The following is a 22,688-nucleotide window of genomic DNA, read 5'->3' on the forward strand; positions in this document are numbered from 1 at the left end:
ACAAGGACGTCTCGACCATCGTCGTKCCGCCGCCGCAGATGGTGGCSAACATGAAGGTCGGCAMSATGGACGTGTTCTGCGTCGGCGAGCCGTGGAACGARCAGCTYGTCCAYCAGGGCGTCGGCTTCACCGCYGCCACGACGGGYGARTTKTGGAARGGYCATCCCGAAAAGGCGCTCGGCCTGCGCGCCGAATTCATCGAMAAGAACCCGAACGCCACCAAGGCGATCSTGATGGCCGTCATGGMRGCCCAGCAATGGTGCGAGGCCAAGGAGAACAAGGACGAGATGGCCGCCATCATCGGCAAGCGGCAGTGGATGAACGTGCCTGTCGCCGACATCATCGGCCGCCTCAAGGGCGACATCAACTACGGCAACGGCCGCGTCGCCAACGGCACCGACCTCTACATGAAGTTCTGGAAGGGCGGCGTCTCCTACCCATTCAAGAGCCACGACAGTTGGTTCCTCGCCGAAAACATCCGTTGGGGCAAGTTCGCGCCGACCACCGACATCAAGGCGCTGGTCGACCAGGTCAACCGCGAGGATCTGTGGCGCGAGGCGGCCAAGGATCTTGGCGTTGCGGCGGCCGACATTCCAGCGTCCTCGTCGCGCGGCGTCGAGACCTTCTTCGACGGCAAGGTCTTCKATCCGGCCAACCCGTCCGCCTATCTCGACAGCCTGAAGATCAAGGCGTCGGCATAACCGGCGCAAGCGGCTTCACAGCCGCTTCTCACCAGTGCCCCACGGAGTTTTTCCCAGACATGTCGATCCAGACTATCGAGGATACCAAGGTGAAGGCGTTCCCCGCCAAACCGGCCGAGGTGATCGCCTTCACCGCCAGGGCGCGGCGTCGCTTCGACCCGCTCGCCATCGCCGGCAAACTGGCGAGCACGCTGGTGCCACCGATCATCGTCATCGCCCTCATGCTGATCGTCTGGCAGGTCGCCTGTTCCTCGCCCACGTCAAGCCTGCCGCCGCCCAGCCAGRTGTGGAAAGAGGCCTATGACCTGATCGCGCATCCGTTCTTCGACAATGGCCCGCAGGATATCGGCCTGGCYTGGCGGGTGCTGATCTCGCTGCAGCGCGTCGCCATCGGCTTTGGCMTGGCGGCCATCGTCGGCGTYGCGCTYGGCGCGCTGGTCGGCCAGTCGATCTGGGCGATGCGYGGCCTCGATCCGGTGTTCCAGATCCTGCGCACCGTGCCGCCGCTCGCCTGGCTGCCGCTGTCGCTGGCGGCATTCCGCGATTCCAGCCCGTCGGCGCTGTTCGTCATCTTCATCACCTCGATCTGGCCGATCATCATCAACACTGCCGTTGGCGTCCGCAACATTCCCGAGGACTACCGCAACGTCTCGCGCATCCTGCGGCTCAACCAGCTCGAGTTCTTCGTCAAGATCATGGTGCCGGCTGCGGCCCCCTACATCTTCACCGGTCTGCGCATCGGCATCGGCCTGTCCTGGCTCGCCATCGTCGCCGCCGAAATGCTGACCGGCGGCGTCGGCATCGGCTTCTTCATCTGGGACGCGTGGAACTCGTCGCGGCTGCCCGACATCATCGTCGCGCTCGCCTATATCGGCGTCACCGGCTTCTGCCTCGACCGCCTGGTCGCGGCAGTCGGCGCCTTCGTCACCCGCGGCACAACGGCAAAGTGAGGAAAGCGCCATGACGGCCTATCTGAAACTCGACCATATCGACAAATCCTTTGCCCGTGGCGGCCAGGTCAGCGAGGTGCTGAGGGACATCAGGCTGACCATCGACAAGGGCGAGTTCGTCTCCATCATCGGCCATTCCGGCTGCGGCAAGTCGACCTTGCTCAACCTGATCGCCGGCCTGACCAAAGTTTCCGCCGGCGCCGTGCTGCTCGAAGACAAGGAAGTCGACAGCCCCGGACCGGAACGCGCCGTGGTGTTCCAGAACCACTCGCTGCTGCCCTGGCTCACCGTCTACGAGAACATCAACCTCGCGGTATCCAAGGTCTTCGGTCGCTCGAAGAGCAAGGCCGAGCGGCATGACTGGATCATGCGCAATCTCGACCTCGTGCAGATGGCGCATGCCAGGGACAAGCGCCCAGCCGAGATATCGGGCGGCATGAAGCAGCGCGTCGGCATTGCGCGCGCGCTGGCCATGGAACCGAAGATCCTGCTGCTCGACGAGCCGTTCGGCGCGCTCGACGCGCTGACCCGCGCCCATCTGCAGGACGCGGTGATGGACATCCATTCCAGGCTCGGCTCGACGACGATCATGATCACGCACGATGTCGACGAGGCGGTGCTGCTCTCCGACCGCATCGTCATGATGACCAATGGTCCGGCGGCGACCATCGGCGAAGTGCTTCCCGTGCCGCTGGCACGGCCGCGCCGGCGCGTCGAGCTTTCCTCCGACCGCACCTTCCTGCGCTGCCGCGAGGCGGTGCTGAAATTCCTCTACGAACGCCACCGCTTCGTCGAAGCCGCGGAGTAACGCCATGACCGAAAAACTCGTCATCATCGGCAACGGCATGGCCCCCGGGCGCATGCTGGAGCATCTGCTGGAGCAGGCGCCGGGCCGCTACGCCGTCACCATYTTCAACGCCGAGCCGCGCGTSAAYTACGACCGCATCATGCTGTCGCCGGTKCTGTCGGGCGAAAAGGCCTATGARGARATCATCATCCAYGGCGAYGGCTGGTACATCGCCAACAACATCACCCTCTACAAGGGCCACAAGATCGTSGCCATCGACCGSMMGGCRAAGACCGTCACCTCCGACCACGGCGTCACCGAGCCCTACGACAAGCTGGTCATCGCCACCGGCTCGGTGCCGTTCATCATTCCGGTGCCGGGCCACAATCTGCCGGGCGTGCTCACCTATCGCGATCTCGACGACGTCCAGGCGATGATGCTGGCCGCCCAGTCGCGCGCCAAGGCCGTGGTCATCGGCGGCGGCCTGCTTGGGCTGGAGGCGGCTGCGGGCCTCAACGCGCAAGGCATGGACGTCACCGTGCTGCATGTCATGCCCACGCTGATGGAGCGCCAGCTTGATCCGGCTGCAGGCTATCTCTTGCAGCGCGCAGTCGAACAACGCGGCATCAAGGTCATCACCAAGGCCAACACSCAGGCGATCACAGGCAACGGCAAGGTCGAGCAGGTGGAACTYGCCGACGGMACCATCATTCCGGCGACGCTGGTGGTCATGGCSGTCGGCATCAGGCCGAATTCAGCGCTGGCCAAGGAAGCSGGCATCGCYGTCAACAGAGGCATCGTCGTCGACGCCGGCATGCGCAGCAACGATCCCGACATCTATGCGCTCGGCGAATGCGCCGAGGTCAATGGCATGGTCTACGGGCTGGTCGCGCCGCTCTACGAGATGGCGCGCGTTGCCGCGAGCCAGCTCGCCGGCAACGAGGCGGCCGCCTTCGTCCATATGGACACGCCGACCAAGCTCAAGGTCACCGGCATCGACCTGTTCTCGCTCGGCGACTTCGCCGAGGGCGAGGACCGCCAGGAGATCGTGCTGCGCGATGCCGCGGCCGGTGTCTACAAACGTCTGGTGCTGAAGGACGATCGCATCATCGGCACCGTGCTTTATGGCGAGACGGCGGATGGCGCCTGGTTCAACGATCTCAAGAAGAAGCAGACCGACATATCGGAGATGCGCGACACGCTCATCTTCGGCCAGTCCTACCAGGGGGGTGCCCCGCTGGACCCTATGGCGGCCGTTGCAGCCTTGCCGGATGATGCGGAAATCTGCGGCTGCAACGGCGTCTGCAAGGGCAAGATCACGGGTGCGATCACCGCCAAGGGCCTGACCTCTCTCGACGATGTGCGCGCCCACACCAAGGCGTCGGCCTCATGCGGGTCCTGCACCGGGCTGGTCGAGAAGCTGATGGTGCTGACCCTCGGCGATACGTACAATCCGGCCGCGGTTCAGCCAATGTGTGGCTGCACGACGCTCGGCCATGACGAGGTGCGCCGGCTGATCATCGCCAAGCACCTGAAGACCATTCCCGCCGTCATGCAGGAACTGGAATGGACGACGTCCTGCGGCTGCGCCAAATGCCGGCCGGCTCTCAACTATTACCTCGTCTGCGATTGGCCGGACGACTACGCCGACGACTACCAGTCGCGCTTCATCAATGAGCGGGTCCACGCCAACATCCAGAAGGACGGCACCTATTCCGTGGTGCCGCGCATGTGGGGCGGCGTGACCAATGCCGCCGAACTGCGCGCCATCGCCGACGTCGTCGACAAGTTCGAGATCCCGATGGTCAAGGTCACCGGCGGCCAGCGCATCGACATGCTGGGCATCCGCAAGGAAGACCTGCCGGCGGTGTGGGCCGATCTCGGCCAGGCCGGGTTCGTCTCCGGCCACGCCTATGCCAAGGGCCTGCGCACGGTGAAGACCTGCGTCGGCTCCGACTGGTGCCGCTTCGGTACGCAGGATTCGACCGGCTTGGGCATCCGCATCGAGAAATTCATGTGGGGCTCGTGGACCCCGGCCAAGGTCAAGATGGCGGTGTCGGGCTGTCCTAGGAACTGCGCCGAGGCGACCTGCAAGGATGTCGGCGTCATCTGCGTCGACAGCGGCTACGAGATCCACTTCGCCGGCGCCGCCGGCCTCGACATCAAGGGCACCGAGGTGCTCGGCATGGTCAGGACCGAGGACGAGGCGCTGGAGCACATCGTGGCGCTGACGCAGATGTACCGCGAGCAGGGCCGCTATCTCGAGCGCATCTACAAATGGGCCAAGCGCATCGGCATCCCGGAGATCAAGCGCCAGATCATGGACGATGCCGACAAGCGCAAGGCCTATTACGAGCGGTTCGTGTTCTCGCAGAAATTCGCCCAGGTCGACCCATGGTCGGAACGCGTCTCGGGCAAGGACAAGCACGAATTCCGGCCGATGGCTTCGGTCGGGTTTGCCGAGGCGGCGGAGTGATGGAGATGAACTGGATCGCCATCGGCTCCCTCTCCGACATCCCCCGCCGTGGCGCGCGCTGCGTTGCCACGCCGCAAGGCAAGGTCGCGGTCTTCCGCACCCAGGATGATCAGGTCTATGCCATCGACGACCATTGTCCGCACAAAGGCGGGCCGCTCAGCCAGGGCATCGTCCATGGCACCGCGGTGACCTGCCCTCTGCACAATTGGGTGATCTCGCTGGAGACCGGCAAAGCGCTCGGCGCCGACGAGGGCATGGTGCGCACCATCCCGGTCAAGGTCGAGGGCGAGCGCCTGTTCCTGGCGCTGGAAGCGCTGGCCAGCCGCGCGGCTTGAACCCATGGAAATCGACGCAGCACGCGAGGTGAGGACCACCTGCCCCTATTGCGGGGTGGGCTGCGGCGTGCTGGCGAAGGTCGCCGCGGACGGGCAAGTGTCCGTCCGCGGCGACCCCGATCATCCCGCGAATTTCGGCCGGCTCTGCTCCAAGGGCTCGGCACTGGCCGAGACCATCGACCTCGACGGCAGGCTGCTTTATCCCGAAATCCACGGCCGCCGCGTCGGCTGGAACGAGGCGCTCGACCTCGTCGCTTCGACCTTCTCGCAAACCGTCGCCGAGCACGGCCCGGACGCGGTCGCTTTCTATGTCTCGGGCCAGTTGCTGACCGAGGATTATTACCTCGCCAACAAGCTGATGAAGGGCTTCATCGGCTCGGGCAACATCGACACCAATTCGCGTCTGTGCATGGCTTCCTCGGTCGCCGGCCACCGCCGCGCCTTCGGCTCCGACACGGTGCCGGGAACCTATGAGGATCTCGAGCTTGCCGACCTCATCGTGCTGGTCGGCTCCAACCTCGCCTGGTGCCACCCCGTGCTCTACCAGCGCATCGCCGCCGCCCGGGAAAAGCGGCCGGAGATGAAGGTCGTGCTGATCGACCCGCGCCGCACCATGACATCTGATATCGCCGACATGCATCTGGCCATCGCGCCGGATGGCGACGTCGCTCTCTTCACCGGCCTGCTTGCCTGGCTCGGCCAGCACAACGCGCTCGACCGCGCCTACATCACCGCGCACACGACCGGCTTCGGSCAAGCGCTTTTCGCCGCCTCGGCGCTCGACCTTGCCGGMATCGCMGCYGCGACRGGCCTGAGCGAGGATGAGCTCACCCGCTTCTACAGCCTGTTCGCCGCCACCACGAAGACGGTAACCGTCTACAGCCAGGGCGTGAACCAATCGTCGTCCGGCACCGACAAGGTCAACGCCATCATCAACTGCCATCTCGCCACCGGCCGGATCGGCAGACCGGGAGCCGGCCCGTTCTCGGTGACCGGCCAGCCCAACGCCATGGGTGGCCGCGAGGTCGGCGGTATGGCCAACATGCTGGCTGCCCATATGGAGATCGAAAACCCCGAACATCGCGACCGCGTGCAGCGCTTCTGGAACGCGCCGACCGTTGCCGAAAAGCCTGGCATGAAGGCGGTCGAGATGTTTCAAGCCGTGGCCGACGGGCGCATCAAGGCGCTGTGGATCATGGCCACCAACCCGGTCGATTCGATGCCGGACGCCGACGCCGTCGAGGCGGCGATCAAGGCCTGCCCCTTCGTCGTCGTTTCGGACGTGCTGGCCAGCACGGACACCGTGCGTCACGCCCATGTCCGGCTGCCCGCCGCCGCCTGGGGCGAGAAGGACGGCACGGTCACCAATTCCGAGCGCCGCATCTCGCGCCAGCGCGCCTTCCTGGATCTGCCCGGCGAGGCGCGACCCGACTGGTGGATCATAGCCGAGGTGGCGCGTCGGATGGGCTTTGGCGAGGCGTTTGCGCACGAGACGCCGACGGAGGTTTTTGGCGAGCACGCGAAGCTGTCTGGGTTTGAGAATGATGGTGCGCGGGATTTCGATATTGGTGCTTATGCCAGCGTCGATGGAGAAGATTACGAAGCATTGGCGCCTTTCCAATGGCCAGCGCCGAGCCAAGGCACCCCCCTCTGGCCTGCCGGCCATCTCCCCCGCAAGGGGGGAGATCAGCAGTCGCAACGGCCTTCGCCCATCTCCAACGACGGAGGATCGGCGGCGAGGCCAAAACTGTCAATCTCCCCCCTTGCGGGGGAGATGTCCGGCAGGACAGAGGGGGGTGTTCAAGCTCGACATCAGCCAGAGGCCGACCCTCCCTCCAACACCCGCTTCTTCGCCAACGGCAACTTCTACACACCCGACCGCAAAGCCCGCTTCATCGCCATCCGTGCCACCACCGAAACCCGCACCAGCCCCAACTTCCCGCTCATCCTCAACACCGGTCGTATCCGAGACCACTGGCACACCATGACGCGGACTGGCAAAAGCCCGCGTCTGTCCCAGCACATCGCCGAGCCCTTTGTCGAAATCCATCCGGCCGATGCACAGCACCACGGCATCGGCGATGCCGACATCGTGCGCATCTCCAGCCCGCGCGGCGACGTACTGGTCCGCGCCCTGATTACGCCCCGCCAGCGCCGGGGCAGCATCTTCGCGCCGATGCATTGGACCGATCAGTTCGCGGCAAAAGGCCGGCTCGACGTACTCACCGCGCCGCTCACGGACCCAATCTCAGGCCAGCCGGCGCTGAAACATGTCGCGGCTCGCATCGAGAAATTTGCCGCCAAGGCCTTTGCCTTCGCCGTGATGCGCCAGAAGCCGGGATTGATTGACGCAAGCTACTGGGCAGCAGCCCGCTGCAAGGGTGGGTGGCGGGTCGAGCTCGCCTTCGCCGACGACGCGGTCGACTGGACAGCCTTCGCCGGCTCTCTCCTCAATGCCCCCTCGGCGGACATGCTCGCCTATCACGACCGCGACGCCGGCCAACACCGCATTGCCGCCTTCGATGGCGAGCGCCTCGTGGGCGCCTTGTTCGTTGCGCCCGGCCCGGTCGCGGTGTCGCGCGGCTGGGCGGCTGAACAGTTGGAAGCGCCTCACGCCAGCCAGCGCGAGCGCTTCCGGATCGTCGCCGGTCGCGCCGGCGCCGAGCGGCCCGATGCCGGTGCCACCGTCTGCTCCTGTTTTGGCGTTGGGGCCAACCAGATCGCGGCGGCGGTGGCAGTCGGCTGCACGACTGTCGAAGCCATCGGCGGCGCCCTGAAGGCCGGCACCAATTGCGGCTCCTGCCGGTCCGAGATCCGCGCGATCATTGGGGCTAACCGGGTTCAGGCGGCCGAGTAGGCCGCGCCCTGGGGGCGAATGACTGGCCGGCAAGGCAGCGCCGAACCTGTCCAACTGTTAATTCGACTTGGGGTCGTTTCGGTCATATTGGTCGATGGGGCTAAGAGATGCCACCATGGACCAGCAATTGGAAATGCCCCTGCAGACGACTGTCGCGCCACGCCGTTCGCGTGGCTGGATTCCGTGGCTGATCTTCATCGCCATTGTCGCCGCCACTGGCGCCTATCTCTATCAGCGTCCGCATGTCGAGGCCAAGCTGCCCGGCGGCAGGCGCGGCGCGCAGCCGACGACGATCGGCGCCGCCGCCATCGAAAAAGGTACGATAGACGTTACCCTCAATGCCCTCGGCACGGTGACCTCGCTCTCCACCGTCACCGTCAAGTCGCAGGTCACCGGCCCGCTCATCCAGGTGAATTTCAAGGAAGGCCAGGACGTCAAGAAGGGCGACCTGCTGGCTGAGATCGATCCCCGCCCCTTCCAGGCGGCGCTCGCCCAGGCCCAGGGCCAGTTGGTGCGCGACCAGGCCATGCTGAAGGATGCTGGGCTCGACCTCGTCCGCGACCAGAAGCTGGTGGCCCAAGGGGCGGCGACGCCGCAGACCCTCGACGCGCAGGTCGCCCTTGTCGCGCAGGACCAGGGCTCCGTCCAGGTCGACCAGGCGATGATACAGACCGCCACCCTCAATCTCGATTATTGCCGCATCCTCTCTCCGGTCGACGGACGCGCCGGCCTGCGCCAGGTCGACCAGGGCAACTATGTCACCCCAGGCGACGCCAACGGCATCGTCATCATCACCCAGGTGCAGCCGATCAGTGTGTTGTTCACCGTGCCCGAGGACGAATTGCCGGCGATCGCGCAACGCATGCAGCAGGGCGCCGTGCTGCCCACCTCCGCTTTCGACCGCGCCGGAGCCAAGAAGCTCGCCGACGGCCAGCTCGAGACCTTCGACAGCCAGATTGATCCAAGCACCGGCACCATCAAGCTGCGGGCCGGCTTCGCCAACGAAGCGCGCGTCCTCTACCCGAACCAGTTCGTCAACGTCTCGCTTCTCGTCGACGAGCACAAAAACGTGGCGATCGCCCCGATTGCCGCGATCCAGCGCGGCCTGCCCGGCACCTTCGTCTACCTGGTCAATCCCGACAGCACCGTCGCTGTGCGCAAGGTCACGCTTGGCGTCACCAATGGCGAACGCGTCGAGATCCTCGCCGGCCTCAATCCTGGCGACCGCGTCGTCGTCGACGGCGCCGACAAGCTCCGCGACGGCGCCCATATCAACCTCCAGCAGGACGGCCAGGCGRCCCCGGCGCAGCCCTCGGCACAGGCACCCTCGCAACCATCGACGCCTGCGCCGGCAGGGACAACGCCGCCAGCTCAAGCCCAACCTGACGCTCAATCCCCACCCGACCAGCCTGCATCCGATACGCCGAATCCAGACAACACAGGCAAGCACAAGGGCAAGGGTCACAAGCATCGACATTCAGACTCGGGGCAGTCGGAGTCCGGGCAGCAGCAATGAGCCCGTCGCGCGCCTTCATCCTGCGGCCGGTGGCGACATCGCTGTTCATGGTCGCAATCATGCTGTCCGGCCTGCTGGCCTACCGTTATTTGCCTGTCTCGGCCCTGCCCGAGGTCGACTATCCCACCATCCAGGTGCAGACCTTCTATCCCGGCGCCAGCCCTGACGTCATGACGTCCTCGGTCACGGCACCGCTGGAAGTCCAGCTCGGACAGATCGCCAACCTCAACCAGATGAACTCGGTGAGTTCGGCCGGTTCCTCCGTCATCACGCTGCAGTTCAGCCTGGCGATCTCGCTCGATGTTGCCGAGCAGGAGGTGCAGGCCGCCATCAATGCCGCCGGCAACCTGCTGCCGGCCGACCTGCCGGCGCCGCCGATCTATGCCAAGGTCAACCCGGCCGACGCGCCGGTGCTGACGCTCGGTCTGACCTCGGCGACGATGCCGCTGCGCGACGTGCAGCAGCTTGCCGACACCAGGCTGGCGCAGAAGATATCGCAGCTGCCGGGCGTCGGCCTGGTCAGCCTCAGCGGCGGCCAGCGCCCCGCCGTGCGCGTCCAGGCCGATCCGCGCAAGCTCGCCGCCTACGGGCTCAACCTCGACGATCTGCGCACCACGCTTGGCAGCGCCAATGTCAACACGCCGAAGGGCAATTTCGACGGGCCGTCGCGGGCCTACACCATCAACGCCAACGACCAGCTGAAGAGCGCCGACGAATACCGCTCGCTGATCGTCGCCTACAAGGACGGCGCGCCGGTGCGCTTGAGCGACGTCGCCGACGTGGTCGACGCCACCGAGAACAACCGGCTGGCGGCCTGGATGAACAGCACGCCGGCGATCATCCTCAACATACAGCGCCAGCCCGGCGCCAACGTCATCGACGTGGTGGACCGCATCAAGGCGCTGCTGCCGCAGCTCCAGGCCTCGCTGCCGAACGCCGTCGACGTCAAGGTGCTGACCGACCGCACCACGACCATCCGCGCCTCGGTGCGTGACGTCGAATACGAACTGACGCTGTCGATCATCCTCGTCGTGCTGGTCATTTTCGTCTTCCTCCGCAGCGCGCGCGCCACGCTCATCCCGAGCCTGTCGGTTCCCCTATCGCTGGTCGGCACGCTTGGCGTCATGTACCTGTTCGGCTTCAGCCTCGACAATCTGTCGCTGATGGCGCTGACCATCGCCACCGGCTTCGTCGTCGACGACGCCATCGTCGTCATCGAGAACGTCGCGCGCTATGTCGAGGAAGGCGCGACACCGCTAGAAGCGGCGCTGAAAGGCTCGCAGCAGATCGGCTTCACCATCATCTCGCTGACGGTCTCGCTGATCGCGGTGCTGATCCCGCTTCTGTTCATGGGCGATGTCGTCGGCCGGCTGTTCCGCGAATTCTCCATCACGCTTGCCACCACCATCCTGATCTCGGCCGTGGTGTCGCTGACCTTGGTGCCGATGGCCTGCGCCAAGCTGCTCAAACCGGTGGCGGCGGTACGCGAGAATGCCCTGCAGCGCGCCAGCCGCGACTTCTTCGACTGGGTGATCCGCGGCTACGGCCGGGCGCTGACCTGGGTGCTCGACCGGCAGACGCTGATGCTCGTGATGGCGGCGGCGACCCTCGTGCTGACGGCGGCGCTCTACGTGGTCATCCCCAAGGGGTTCTTCCCGGTGCAGGACACCGGCGTCATCCAGGCCATCACCGAAGCGCCGCAGTCGATCTCCTATGCCGCGATGGCGCAACGACAGCAGCAGCTGGCCGCCATCATTCTCAAGGACCCGGATGTCGACAGCCTGTCGTCCTTCATCGGCGTTGACGGCACCAACACCACGATGAATGTCGGCCGCATCCTGATCAACCTCAAACCGCATGAGGAGCGCAGCGCCGACATCACCGCGGTCATCGCCCGCCTGAAACAGGAAGCCGCTCCGGTGGCCGGCGTCACGCTCTACATGCAGCCGGTTCAGGACTTGACCATCGACGGCCAGGTCAGCCGCACCCAGTATCAATTCGTGCTCCAGGACGCCAATGCCGACGAACTCGGAGAATGGACGCCGAAGCTGCTCACAAAACTGAACACACTGCCGCAGCTCGCCGATGTCGCCAGCGACCTGTCGAACAGCGGCCTTGCCGTCTTTGTCGACATCGACCGCGACCAGGCCGCGCGCTTCGGCATCACGCCGGCGACCGTCGACAACGCGCTCTACGACGCTTTCGGCCAGCGCATGGTCTCGACCATCTACACCACGTCAAGCCAGTCCCGCGTCATTCTCGAAGCCGCCCCGTCCGAACAGGATTCGCTCAAGGCGCTCGCTTCCGTCTACCTGCCCTCGTCGGCGGGCGGCGCCCCGGTGCCGCTGTCGGTGGTGGCAACCACCCATATCGCCACCACGCCGCTGCAGATCACCCATATGGGGCAATTCCCCGCCACCACCGTCTCATTCAACCTGGCCCCCGGTGCTTCGCTCGGCGAGGCGGTCACCGCGATCGAGCAGGCGCAGGCCGACATCGGCATGCCGCTCAGCATCATCACCAGCTTCCAGGGCGCGGCGCGCGCTTTCCAGGCTTCGCTCGACAACACGCTGTTCCTGATCCTGGCGGCGGTGGTGACCGTCTACATCGTGCTCGGAGTGCTCTATGAGAGCTTCATCCACCCCATCACCATCCTGTCGACGCTGCCTTCGGCCGGCATCGGCGCGCTGCTGGCGCTGATGATCGCCGGCCAGGACCTGACGATCATCTCGATCATCGGCATCATCCTGCTCATCGGCGTGGTCAAGAAGAACGCCATCATGATGATCGACTTCGCGCTCGACGCGCAGCGCAATGAAGGCAAGGCGCCGCGCGAGGCCATCTACCAGGCCTGCCTGCTGCGCTTCCGCCCGATCCTGATGACAACGCTGGCGGCGATGCTGGGTGCCTTGCCGCTGATGCTCGGTACCGGCGTCGGCTCGGAACTGCGCCATCCCTTGGGCGTCTCCATTGTCGGCGGCCTGTTGCTCAGCCAGTTGCTGACGCTGTTCACCACGCCGGTGATCTATCTCTGGTTCGATCGCCTCGCCGCCCGCTTCCGAGGCATCGAACCCAACCTTCCCCACGGCCCCGGTCTTCCTCACACCCATGGTGCGGGCGCCAGGCCATGAACCTGTCGGTTCCCTTCATTCGGCGGCCGGTGGCGACGACGCTGCTGACCTTCGGCCTGCTGGCGGCCGGGCTGGTGGCGTTTCCGCAATTGCCGGTGGCGCCGCTGCCGGCGGTGGACTACCCCGTCATCTCGGTATCGGCCTCGCTGCCGGGCGCGAGCCCCCAGGTGGTGGCCAACACCGTCGCCAGCCCACTCGAGCGGCATCTCGGCGAAATCGCCGATGTCAACGAAATGACCTCGTCGAGCAGCGTCGGCAGCGCCCGCATCACCTTGCAGTTCGGGCTGGACCGCGACATCGACGGCGCCGCGCGTGACGTCCAGGCGGCGATCAACGCCGCGCGCGCCGACCTGCCGTCCAGCCTTCGCTCAAATCCCACCTATCGCAAGGTCAATCCGGCCGACGCCCCGATTCTCATCCTGTCGATGACATCGGACACTTTGTCCAAGGGTCAGCTCTTCGATGAAGCCAGCACCGTGCTGGCGCAGAAGCTCTCGCAGGTCGACGGCATCGGCGAGGTGTCGGTCGGCGGCAGCTCGCTGCCGGCGGTGCGCGTCGAGCTCAACCCGCAAGTGCTCTATGATTACGGCATTGGGCTGGAGGACGTGCGCGCCGCACTCGCCTCGGCCAATGCCCACAGCCCCAAGGGTGCCATCGATGTCGGCGACCAGCGCTATCAGATCTACGCCAACGACCAGGCCAACCAGGCGGATGCCTATCGCTCACTGATCGTCGCCTACCGCAACGGCGCGCCAGTCAGGCTTTCCGATGTCGGCCAGGTCAATGATTCCGTCGAGAACATCCGCAATGCCGGTCTCGCCAACGGCAAGCCGGGCGTGCTGATCATCCTCAACCGCTCGCCCAACGCCAACATCATCGCGACGGTGGACCGGGTGAAGGCGCTGCTGCCGACATTGCGCGCCTCGATCTCACCGGCCATCGACCTGTCGCTGGCGGTCGACCGCTCGACCACCATCCGCGCCTCGCTGAGCGAGGTCGCGCAGACGCTGATGATCGCCATCGGCCTGGTGATCCTCGTCGTCTTCGCCTTCCTGCGCGACGTGCGCTCGGCGCTGGTGCCGATCGTGGCCGTGCCCGTATCTCTGGTCGGCACGCTGGGCGTCATGTACCTGCTCGGCTTCAGCATCGACAATCTGTCGCTGATGGCGATGACCGTGGCCACCGGCTTCGTCGTCGACGACGCCATCGTCGTGCTCGAAAACATCGCTCGCCACACCGCTTCCGGCATGGGCCGCATGGAGGCGGCGATCAAGGGCTCCCAGGAGGTCGGCTTCACCGTGCTGTCGATGAGCCTGTCCCTGATCGCAGTCTTCATCCCGATCCTGCTGATGGGCGGCATCGTCGGACGGCTGTTCCGCGAATTCGCCATCACGCTGTCGGCGGCGATCCTGGTCTCGCTCGTTATCTCGCTGACCACCACGCCGATGATGTGCTCGATCCTGCTTCGCCCTGAAGGCCAGCGTGAACATGGCCGGCTCTACCGCTTCAGCGAGCGTATCTTCGAGGGCATGCTGGGCTTCTACCGCCGATCGTTGTCCTGGGCGCTCGACAATCCGCTGCTGATCATGGCGGTGCTGGCGGCAACGCTCTGCCTCAATGGCTACCTCTATGTTACCATCCCAAAAGGCTTCTTCCCGCAGCAGGACACGGGACGGCTGACCGGCTCGATCCAGGCCGACCAGGCAACCTCCTTCCAGTCGATGTCGCAGAAGCTCACCCAGTTCGCCGGCATCGTCAGCAAGGATCCGGCCGTCGACGCCGCTGTCGCCTTCACCGGCGGCGGCCAGACCAATTCCGGTTCCATGTTCGTGTCGCTGAAGCCGCTGGCCGAGCGCAAGATCTCCGCCGACCAGGTCATCGCCAGGCTGCGGCCCAAACTGGCAGTGGTGCCGGGCGCCACACTGTTCCTGCAGGCGGTGCAGGATATACGCGTCGGCGGGCGGCAGTCGAACGCGCAGTACCAGTACACCTTGCAAGGTGACAGTTTCGACGAACTGGCGGAGTGGGCGCCGAAGCTGGCCGCAGCGCTGCAAACGGAACCCAAGCTCACCGACGTCAACTCTGACCAGCAAAACAAGGGCCTCGAAGCCGACGTCACCATCGATCGCGACACCGCGACGCGTCTCGGCATATCAGCCAGCGAGATCGACAACACGCTTTACGACGCCTTCGGCCAACGCCAAGTGTCCACCATCTATGTCCAGCGCAACCAGTACCACGTGATCATGGAAGTGGCGCCGCAATACTGGCAAAACCCCGATGCGCTGAAGAAAGTCTATGTCAGCACATCGGGCGGATCGGTTGGCGGGTCGCAGTCGAGCAATGCGGTTGCCGGCACATTCGCTGTATCAGGCAAGTCCACCACTGCCCAATCGGTCGCCGCCGACGCCGCGCGCAACCAGGCCAACAATTCCATCACCAGCACCGGCAGGACGGCGGCCTCGACCGGTTCGGCGGTCAGCACCGGAGCCGAGACCATGGTGCCGCTGTCGGCCGTCGCGCATTACGGCCCCGGCAGCACGCCGCTGTCGGTCAACCACCAGGGCTTGTTCGTCGCCACCACGCTGTCATTCAACCTGGCGCCGGGCATCGCGCTCAGCGAGGGCGTCGAGGCCATCAACGCGGCCGCCGACCGCATCGGCATGCCGGCCACCATCCATGGCAGCTTCCAGGGCACGGCGCGCGTCTTCCAGGACTCGCTGTCCGACCAGCCGCTGCTGATCCTTGCCGCGCTGATCGCCGTCTATGTCGTGCTCGGCATTCTCTACGAAAGCTACGCCCACCCGCTGACCATTCTCTCGACCTTGCCCTCGGCCGGCGTCGGCGCCTTGCTGGCGCTGACCCTGTTCAACATCGAGTTCTCGATCATGGCGCTGATCGGCATCATCCTCCTGATCGGCATCGTCAAGAAGAACGCCATCATGATGATCGACTTCGCGCTGGCCGCCGAGCGCAACGAGGGCAGATCGGCGCATGACGCCATCTACCAGGCATGCCTGCTGCGCTTCCGCCCGATCATGATGACGACCATGGCGGCACTGTTCGGCGCCGTGCCGCTGGCGATCGGCCTTGGCGAAGGCGCGGAACTGCGCCAGCCGCTCGGCATCGCCATCGTCGGCGGCCTGATCCTGAGCCAGATCCTGACCCTCTACACGACGCCGGTCATCTACATCTATGTCGACCGCTTCGGTCGCTGGTGCCGGCAGTTGCGCTTGGCGACGCCACGCCTGCGGACGCTACGCCCACAACCGGGTGAATGAACGCTGCCGAGCAGCTTCCTATTGCACCGACCCAGCGCTACAGACAGCCGCGATCTCGCCGATATTCTGGCAGAAGGCAGGGCTGTCGAGGCGCGGGTCCTCGACCAGCGTCTGCGTGTCGCCACCGGTTGGCTGGCCGGTGAAGAACACCTGGACAGGCTGCCCGCCGCCATGGCTGGCCGCACTGTAGGCGACGACGCTGGCGGTGTCGGCCGATGGCGCAACACCGCTTGGCTGCACCACCAGATCGGCGCCGATATAGGTCAGGTCGTAATTGGTCGATGCGGCAAGGCTGCCCTGCTCGATGGCGTAGCTGCCCGGCGCACTTGCCGTGGTGGCATCGGTCGAGAGCGAGCCGGCGAGCGTGTCGCTGCCAACCAGCCCGAGCCCGCCGACCGTGTAAGTGAGCGGCGGATTGGTTGAGCCCTGCAGCCGGCTTTGCGCATCGGCGACGACTGTGATCGCCCGCTTGCCGATGCTGAAGTCGGCGCCGGCATAGGTGATGTCGTAGTTCGCGTTGGCGGCGTTGGTGATGGAGCCCTGGCCGATCGCGTAGATCCCGAAATTCTCACCCGAAGCGCGATCGAGCGCGCCGACAAGGGCGGCACCAGTGCCAAGCCCCGATGTCGTGTAGCCAAGCGTCGGATCGGTATTGCCGTAAATTTTGCCCTGACCAGCATTGGCGGTCACCGTGACCGCCCGCTTGCCGATGGCGAAATTGGCGCCGACATAGGTGATGTCGTAGTTCGCGTTGACGGCATTGGTGATCGTGCCTTGCCCGATCGTATAGGCGCCGACAGTCTCGCCCGCGCCACGGTCGAGCGCGCCGACAAGGGCCGTGCCGCTGCCAAGGTCGGAGAAGGTATAGCCGAGCGATGGATCGGCATCGCCATAGGTCTTGCCTTGGCCGGCATTGGCCGTGACGGTGACCGCCCGTTTGCCGATCGCGAAATCCGCGCTGGCGAAGGTGATGTCATAGTTCGCGTTAGCGGCGTTGGTCAGTGAGCCCAGGCCAATAGCGTAAGTCCCGACATTCTCGCCGGCGGCACGGTCGAGGCTTCCGACCAACGCCACACCCGTGCCGAGATCCGAGTAGGTGTAGCCATAGGATGACGGGTCGCCATTGCCGTAGGTCTTGCCTTGGCCGGAATTGGCCGTGACCGTGACCGCCCGCCTGGCAATGGTGAAGTTCGAACCGACATAGGTGATGTCGTAGTTCGAGTTATCTGTATCGGTCAGCGTGCCCTGACCGATCGCATAGGTGCCGGCGTTCTCGCCACCGGCGCGATCCAATGCACCGACGAGAGCGGTGCCCGTGCCAAGATCCGAATAGCTATAGCCATAAGACGATGGATCGGCATTGCCATAGGTCTTGCCTTGCCCGGAGGTCGCGGTGACGGTGACCGCGCGCTTGCCGATGCTGAAGGTCGAATCGACATAGGCGATGTCGTAATTCGAGTTGTTGGCGTTGGTCAGCGAACCCTGGCCAAGGACATAGGCGCCGACATCCTCACCCGAGGCGCGATCGAGCGCACCGACCAGGGCCGCACCGCTGCCGAGGTCGGTGTAGCTGTAGACATAGGCTGACGGGTCGGCGTTGCCGTAGGTCTTGCCTTGCCCGGAGATCGCTGTGACGGTGACAGCGCGCTTGCCGATGCTGAAGTCCGACCCGGCAAAGGTGATGTCGTAGTTCGAATTGTCGGCATTCTTCAGCGAACCCTGGCCGATGGCGTAGGTGCCGACATCCTCGCCCGAAGCGCGATCGAGGGCGCCGACCAGCGCCGCGCCACTGCCGAGGTCGCTATAGCTGTAGCCAAGGGTCGGATCGGCGTTGCCATAGGTCTTGCCCTGGCCGGAATTGGCCGTGACGGTGACGGCACGCTTGCCGACGCTGAAATCCTTGCTGACGAAGCTGATGTCGTAGTTCGCATTGTCGGCATTCGTCAGCGAGCCCTGTCCGATCGCGTAGGTTCCGACATTCTCCCCTAAAGCGCGGTCGAGCGCACCGACAAGAGCAACACCCGTGCCGAGGTCTGAATAGCTGTAGCCATAGGACGATGGATCGGCATCGCCGTAGGTCTTGCCCAGGCCGGAATCGACCGTGACGGTGACGGCGCGCTTGCCGATGCTGAAATCCTTGCTGACGAAGGTGATGTCGTAGTTCGAATTGTCGGCATTCGTCAGCGTGCCCTGGCCGATGGCGTAGCTGCCGACAGTCTCACCAGAATCGCGGTCGAGCGCCCCGACGAGAGCGACACCCGTGCCGAGATCCGAGTAGGTGTAGCCATAAGACGACGGATCGGCATCGCCGTAAATCTTGCCCAGGCCCGAATTGGCCGTGACGGTGACCGCCCGCTTGCCGATGCTGAAATCGGCACCGACGAACGTTATGTCGTAATTGGAATTCGCAACATCGAGCGTGCCTTGCTCAATGGCGTAGGTGCCGGCATCCTCGCCCGCGACGCGGTCGAGGATGCCCGTCAGCGACAAGCCGCCGAGATTGGAAACGGAATAGGTATAGGCAGCCGGATCGGCATCGCCGTAGACCTTGCCCTGCCCCTGATCGACGGTGACGGTGATCGCTCGCTTGTCGATGGTGAAATTGGCGCCGACATAGGTGATGTCGTAGTTCGAATTGTTGGCGTTGGTCAGTGAGCCCTGGCCAATCGCATAGGCGCCGGCATTTTCGCCGGCGACACGGTCGAGCGAGCCCGCCAGAGCGACGCCATTGCCGAAGTCCGAAACCGTATAGGTGTAGGAGGTGGGATCATCGTCGCCATAGGTCTTGTGCTGATCAGGATCGGCCGTGACGGTGATCGCCCGCTTGGAGACGCTGAGCTGTCCTGCGCTGCTGAAGGCGAAGCCGTAGCCGTTGAGCGCGGTGAGAGTGCCGGCGCCGATGGTGATCGCATAAGGCCCGCCACCGACCTGCTCGTCGGCGGGCAGCGTGGCGGACGACAGCGACGGCGCGCCGGTGAATGTGTTGGCGGCGCTGTCGCCGAGATAGACATTGGCGACGCCCGCCTGGTAGCCAGACACAGAGTAGGCCAGCGCCGGCACCGTGGTATCGCCATAGGTCTTGGTGGTGTTGGTCGAGGTGAAGGTCAACGTCGGCTGGTAGGCGAAGACATAGCGGTTGCCGCTCGCGCTCACCGCGCCGCCGGCCGCTGTATTCCACACCGCCATGTTGCCGCTGTTGAGATTGCCGAATGTGTTGCCGGCCGGGTTTGCCGCATAGACCAGCCAGCGCCCGCTTGTGGCGGTGACGGCGTCGCTGCCGCGGTTGTTGACAAAACTGCCCATGGCCGACAGCACCGGATCGGTGCCGCTGACCTTGGCGCCGGCCGCGATCGTCAGGTTGCCCGTTGTTTGAAGCTTGACCTGTCCCGTCGTGGCAGCGCCCGCCGTGGCCACGCCGCGCGCGCTGGAGACGGTACCAACGGCAAGGCCGCCTTGGTCGTACAGACTGATCGACCCCGCATTGCCGGCGATCGTGCCGATCTGGTTGCCGCCATTGCCCAGGGCGAAGTCGCCAGAGCCGCCGAGTACAAGCGATGCCGCCGCCAGCCCGTTCGTCTGCGTGACCGTGCCATTCGACGACAGCGCCAGCGTGCCGGCGCCGATCGACACCACCTGGTCGATCGCGAAGGTGGTCGCCGCCGTCTCGATCTGCCAGTTGGCGAAGGACAGGCTGCCTACATAGGTCGAGCCGACCGTTGCCACAGCGGCGTCTTGCAGCGCGGAAAGAGACGTGATCGAGCTGTCCGCTTCATCGAGACGCCAATTGCCGTAGACGTTGAGGTTGGAGACATTGCCGCCCGACAGGCCAGTCCGGAACGTCACGCCGTTTTGAGCACCCGAGCTGTCATTCGGATCCGCATCGCGGACGGTGTAAGCCAGCACGCTGTCGTTGATCCAGCCCGTCGGTACGGCGATGTAGTAATAGCCGTTGACGCCAGTGGTGACCGTGCCGATATCGACACCGTTCGAGACACCGGTGACGAAACCCGGGTTCTTCACATAATAGGGCTGCTTCGTGCCGGAGGAGAGCGGGGTGACGCCACTGTCCTTGTAGGCAATGCCGGAAATCGCCTGGACCCCGTTCGGATAAAAACTCTTCAGATAGGGATAGAGCCCCCCGGTTCCGCCACCGAAGGCCGCGCTCAGGCTGGTGGCGGCGCCGCTCTGCAACTGCGCCGTGGTCAGGCCGGTGCTGGTGACGCCGGCGGTGCCGTTGCCAGCCACACCCGTGGTCGTTCCGGACGTGGTGGTGTCGAAATAGACGTTCGTCACCGTGCCCCAGGAAAAGCCGACGCTGCCGCCAATGCCGGTGGCGCCTGATGTTCCATTCACGGCGCCAGTGGAATAGCCGTCGCTGATGGCACCATTGTTGAACCCTACCAGGCCACCCACGCTGTCGCCACCGAGGACGCTCCCCAAGGCATAGACCTGGCTGATCGTGCCGGTGGGAGAGTTGTAGCCGGCGATGCCGCCGACGGCGTTGGCATCGCGCGATTGCACCGCCACCGTCGAGAACGACCGGGTGATGGTGCCGTCATTCTGGCCGACCAGGCCGCCCGAATTGCTGACGCCTTGGAGATAGCCGCTGGCCCAGACGCCGGAGATCGTGCCCTTGTTCCAACCGGCGATCGCCCCCGTTTCATAGGAACCGCTGGTGTAGCTGTCGACCAGGCCAACGTTGCGCACCACGCCGGCGGTGCCGACATAGCCGAACAGGCCGACATAATTGGCCGGGATTTGCCTGACCCAGATCTGGTTGATGATGTGGCCGAGACCGTCGAAGGTGCCGTTGAAACCGTTGCCGCTGTTCTGGATGTTGGTGTTGCCATCCGTGCCGAGCGCCGTGAAACCGAGCAGGTTGTTCCAGGAATAGGTGGAGCTGGCCTCGATGTCGTTGGCGAGCGCATAGCGGCCGTTCAGGCCGCTGTTGATCTGTTGCAACTGGTTGACGTCGTAGATCAGCGTATAGCCCTGCCCGTTGATCGACAGCGCCTGCGCCCCTTGCGTGCCCGTGAAAGTGATCTCCGCGCCGAGCGCATAGGAGATCGCACCGCCGCTGCCGCCATTGTTGGTGACCAACGAAATGCCGCCGACGCCGCCGATCGTGGCCCCGGCGTTGAAGATGATCGAATGATAAGCGCTGAGCGTCAGCGTGTTGGCGCTCCAGCTGATCGGCGCGGCGATGGTGATGTCGCCGGCCTGCGCGCCACCGCTGCCGGTCGAAATGGTGACATTGGCCAGCGCCAGCTGGTTCTGCAGCGTGGTGACGTTGATGACGCTGTCATTGGAACTGGCAGTGAAACCGCCGGTATCGGCACCATTCGAGATGGTGACGTTGTAGGGGTCAAGCAGAAGATCGCCGGTATCGCCGAAGCGGGCGCGCAAGTCGACCTCACCAGTGTAATCGAGGCGCTGCTTGCCGGAGACTTCGGTGAAGCCGCCATTACCGCCATCGGCCCCACCTTGTGCCGAGATCTTGCCGGCGAACTTGGTCTGCTCATCGGACCAGACGATGACCGTGCCGCCATTGCCGCTGCCGGTCGCATCGGCATTGATTGTGGTGGCCGCATCGATCTCGGTCGTCGCCGCGCGTTGCAGCGTGCCGGAGCCCTGCTTGTCACCGCCGATCTTGACCGTACCGCCGCCGTCCTTGCCCGAGGCGTCGACGACGGCATGTCTAAGCTTCAGCTTCCTGCCGGTGACCGTGACCTTGCCGCCCTTGCCGCCTGCCTTGGCCGAAGCGTCGAGCCTGCCGGAGATCTCGACCGAGCCGTCGTCGCCGCCCAGCACAATGGCGCCGGACTTGCCGGAGACAGTGTGCGCCTCGACAACGCCTGACATGTTGACGGCCTGGCGTGCGGCATCGCGCACCGCCGCTGCCTTGAGTTCGATCGTCCCACCATCGGCGCTGATCAGACCGGAATTGCTGACCAGCGCGTTGCTGCCATCCGCCTTGGTCGGCACCGAAACCTGCAAAAAGCCGTCGCCGGAGAGATCGAGCGTTGCCTTCTTGCCCGAGCCCAGCCCAACCTTGCCGAGCGGCACGCTGATCGAACCGGCATTGTCGACACTGCCGCCGATCAGAGCGGCATAGCCGCCACGGCCGATGCTGATCGAGCCCTGGTTGGAGACGGCTGACGAAGCACCCTTGCCCTCGAACTCCAGCTTGCCGGCCTTGAAATCCTCGTCGCTGATGTCGAGCGAAGACGCGACAAAACCGGCGGCGCTGACCTTGCCGGTTTTGGAGATGGCGATGCCGTTGGGGTTGACTAGAAAGACCTGGCCATTGGCGTTGAGCTGACCTGATATGGTCGATTTGGTGCCGCCGGTGACGCGGTTGAGCATCGTCGAGGTCGAGGTCGGCTGGTCGATGTTGACGGTCGCCCCCGCGCCGATCGAAAAGCTGTGCCAGTTGACGATGGCCGAGTTTGTCGACTGCTTGATGTTCAGTTGCGAGGACGACGGGTTGGAGATGGTGACGCCGCCGGAGGCAACACTGCCGCCGGTCGGCAACTCCTGTGCCCGCGCCGATGTGAAACCGACCAGCGCCGTCGACGCCAGCAGCAGCGCCATCAACGGCGCGCTGGTGCGGTTGAGGCGGTACGGAAAAAGAATCTGGCGCTGCATGGTTCC

The 22,688-nt window shown here is 64.9% G+C and carries 10 protein-coding genes; 9 read left to right on the forward strand and 1 reads right to left on the reverse strand.

From position 1 onward, the window contains the following. The 9 genes from AC1DX0_RS09705 to AC1DX0_RS09745 form a co-directional block, all read left to right on the forward strand. Positions 1 to 701 (forward strand): CmpA/NrtA family ABC transporter substrate-binding protein (locus AC1DX0_RS09705; RefSeq protein WP_477355135.1); only part of this gene is annotated, 701 nt, incomplete at its 5' end. 59 nt (positions 702 to 760) lie between these two features. Further along, complete coding sequence (gene ntrB, locus AC1DX0_RS09710; protein WP_477355138.1) at positions 761 to 1,651, forward strand: nitrate ABC transporter permease; 891 nt, start codon at positions 761 to 763, stop codon at positions 1,649 to 1,651. A gap of 10 nt (positions 1,652 to 1,661) precedes the next feature. Continuing rightward, a complete protein-coding gene (locus AC1DX0_RS09715; RefSeq protein ID WP_477219889.1) occupies positions 1,662 to 2,459 on the forward strand; it encodes an ABC transporter ATP-binding protein in 798 nt (265 codons plus the stop codon). A 4-nt stretch (positions 2,460 to 2,463) separates the two neighbouring features. Next, complete coding sequence (nirB, locus tag AC1DX0_RS09720; RefSeq protein WP_477355141.1) at positions 2,464 to 4,914, forward strand: nitrite reductase large subunit NirB; 2,451 nt, start codon at positions 2,464 to 2,466, stop codon at positions 4,912 to 4,914. 5 nt (positions 4,915 to 4,919) lie between these two features. After that, entirely contained in the window at positions 4,920 to 5,249 is a 330-nt protein-coding gene (gene nirD / locus AC1DX0_RS09725; protein ID WP_477219891.1) for a nitrite reductase small subunit NirD, read from the forward strand. 4 nt (positions 5,250 to 5,253) lie between these two features. Next, a complete protein-coding gene (locus AC1DX0_RS09730) occupies positions 5,254 to 8,106 on the forward strand; it encodes a nitrate reductase (protein WP_477219892.1) in 2,853 nt (950 codons plus the stop codon). Positions 8,107 to 8,221: 115 nt separating this feature from the next. Beyond that, positions 8,222 to 9,622, forward strand: coding sequence for an efflux RND transporter periplasmic adaptor subunit (locus tag AC1DX0_RS09735; protein WP_477355144.1), 1,401 nt, complete (start codon positions 8,222 to 8,224; stop codon positions 9,620 to 9,622). Continuing rightward, positions 9,619 to 12,753 (forward strand): MdtB/MuxB family multidrug efflux RND transporter permease subunit, encoded by a 3,135-nt coding sequence (locus tag AC1DX0_RS09740; protein WP_477219894.1) that lies wholly within the window; start codon positions 9,619 to 9,621, stop codon positions 12,751 to 12,753. Before AC1DX0_RS09735 ends, AC1DX0_RS09740 begins: the two co-directional genes overlap by 4 nt. Next, a complete protein-coding gene (locus AC1DX0_RS09745; RefSeq protein WP_477219895.1) occupies positions 12,750 to 16,034 on the forward strand; it encodes an efflux RND transporter permease subunit in 3,285 nt (1,094 codons plus the stop codon). The genes AC1DX0_RS09740 and AC1DX0_RS09745 overlap by 4 nt, the downstream gene beginning before the upstream one ends. An 18-nt stretch (positions 16,035 to 16,052) precedes the next feature. On the opposite strand, the gene AC1DX0_RS09750 is transcribed toward AC1DX0_RS09745, so the two are convergent. Next, positions 16,053 to 22,682 (reverse strand): MBG domain-containing protein, encoded by a 6,630-nt coding sequence (locus AC1DX0_RS09750; protein WP_477219896.1) that lies wholly within the window; start codon positions 22,680 to 22,682, stop codon positions 16,053 to 16,055. Positions 22,683 to 22,688 lie beyond the last annotated feature (6 nt).

The organism is Mesorhizobium sp. P3_A9 (assembly GCF_056402975.1).

What these genes read in the sequence shown, in the direction of transcription:
- AC1DX0_RS09715 (WP_477219889.1), top strand. Translation starts at nt 1,662, where the DNA reads ATGACGGCCTATCTGAAACTCGACCATATCGACAAATCCTTTGCCCGT.
- nirD (WP_477219891.1), top strand. Translation starts at nt 4,920, where the DNA reads ATGAACTGGATCGCCATCGGCTCCCTCTCCGACATCCCCCGCCGTGGC.
- AC1DX0_RS09740 (WP_477219894.1), top strand. Translation starts at nt 9,619, where the DNA reads ATGAGCCCGTCGCGCGCCTTCATCCTGCGGCCGGTGGCGACATCGCTG.
- AC1DX0_RS09745 (WP_477219895.1), top strand. Translation starts at nt 12,750, where the DNA reads ATGAACCTGTCGGTTCCCTTCATTCGGCGGCCGGTGGCGACGACGCTG.
- AC1DX0_RS09750 (WP_477219896.1), bottom strand. Translation starts at nt 22,682, where the DNA reads ATGCAGCGCCAGATTCTTTTTCCGTACCGCCTCAACCGCACCAGCGCG.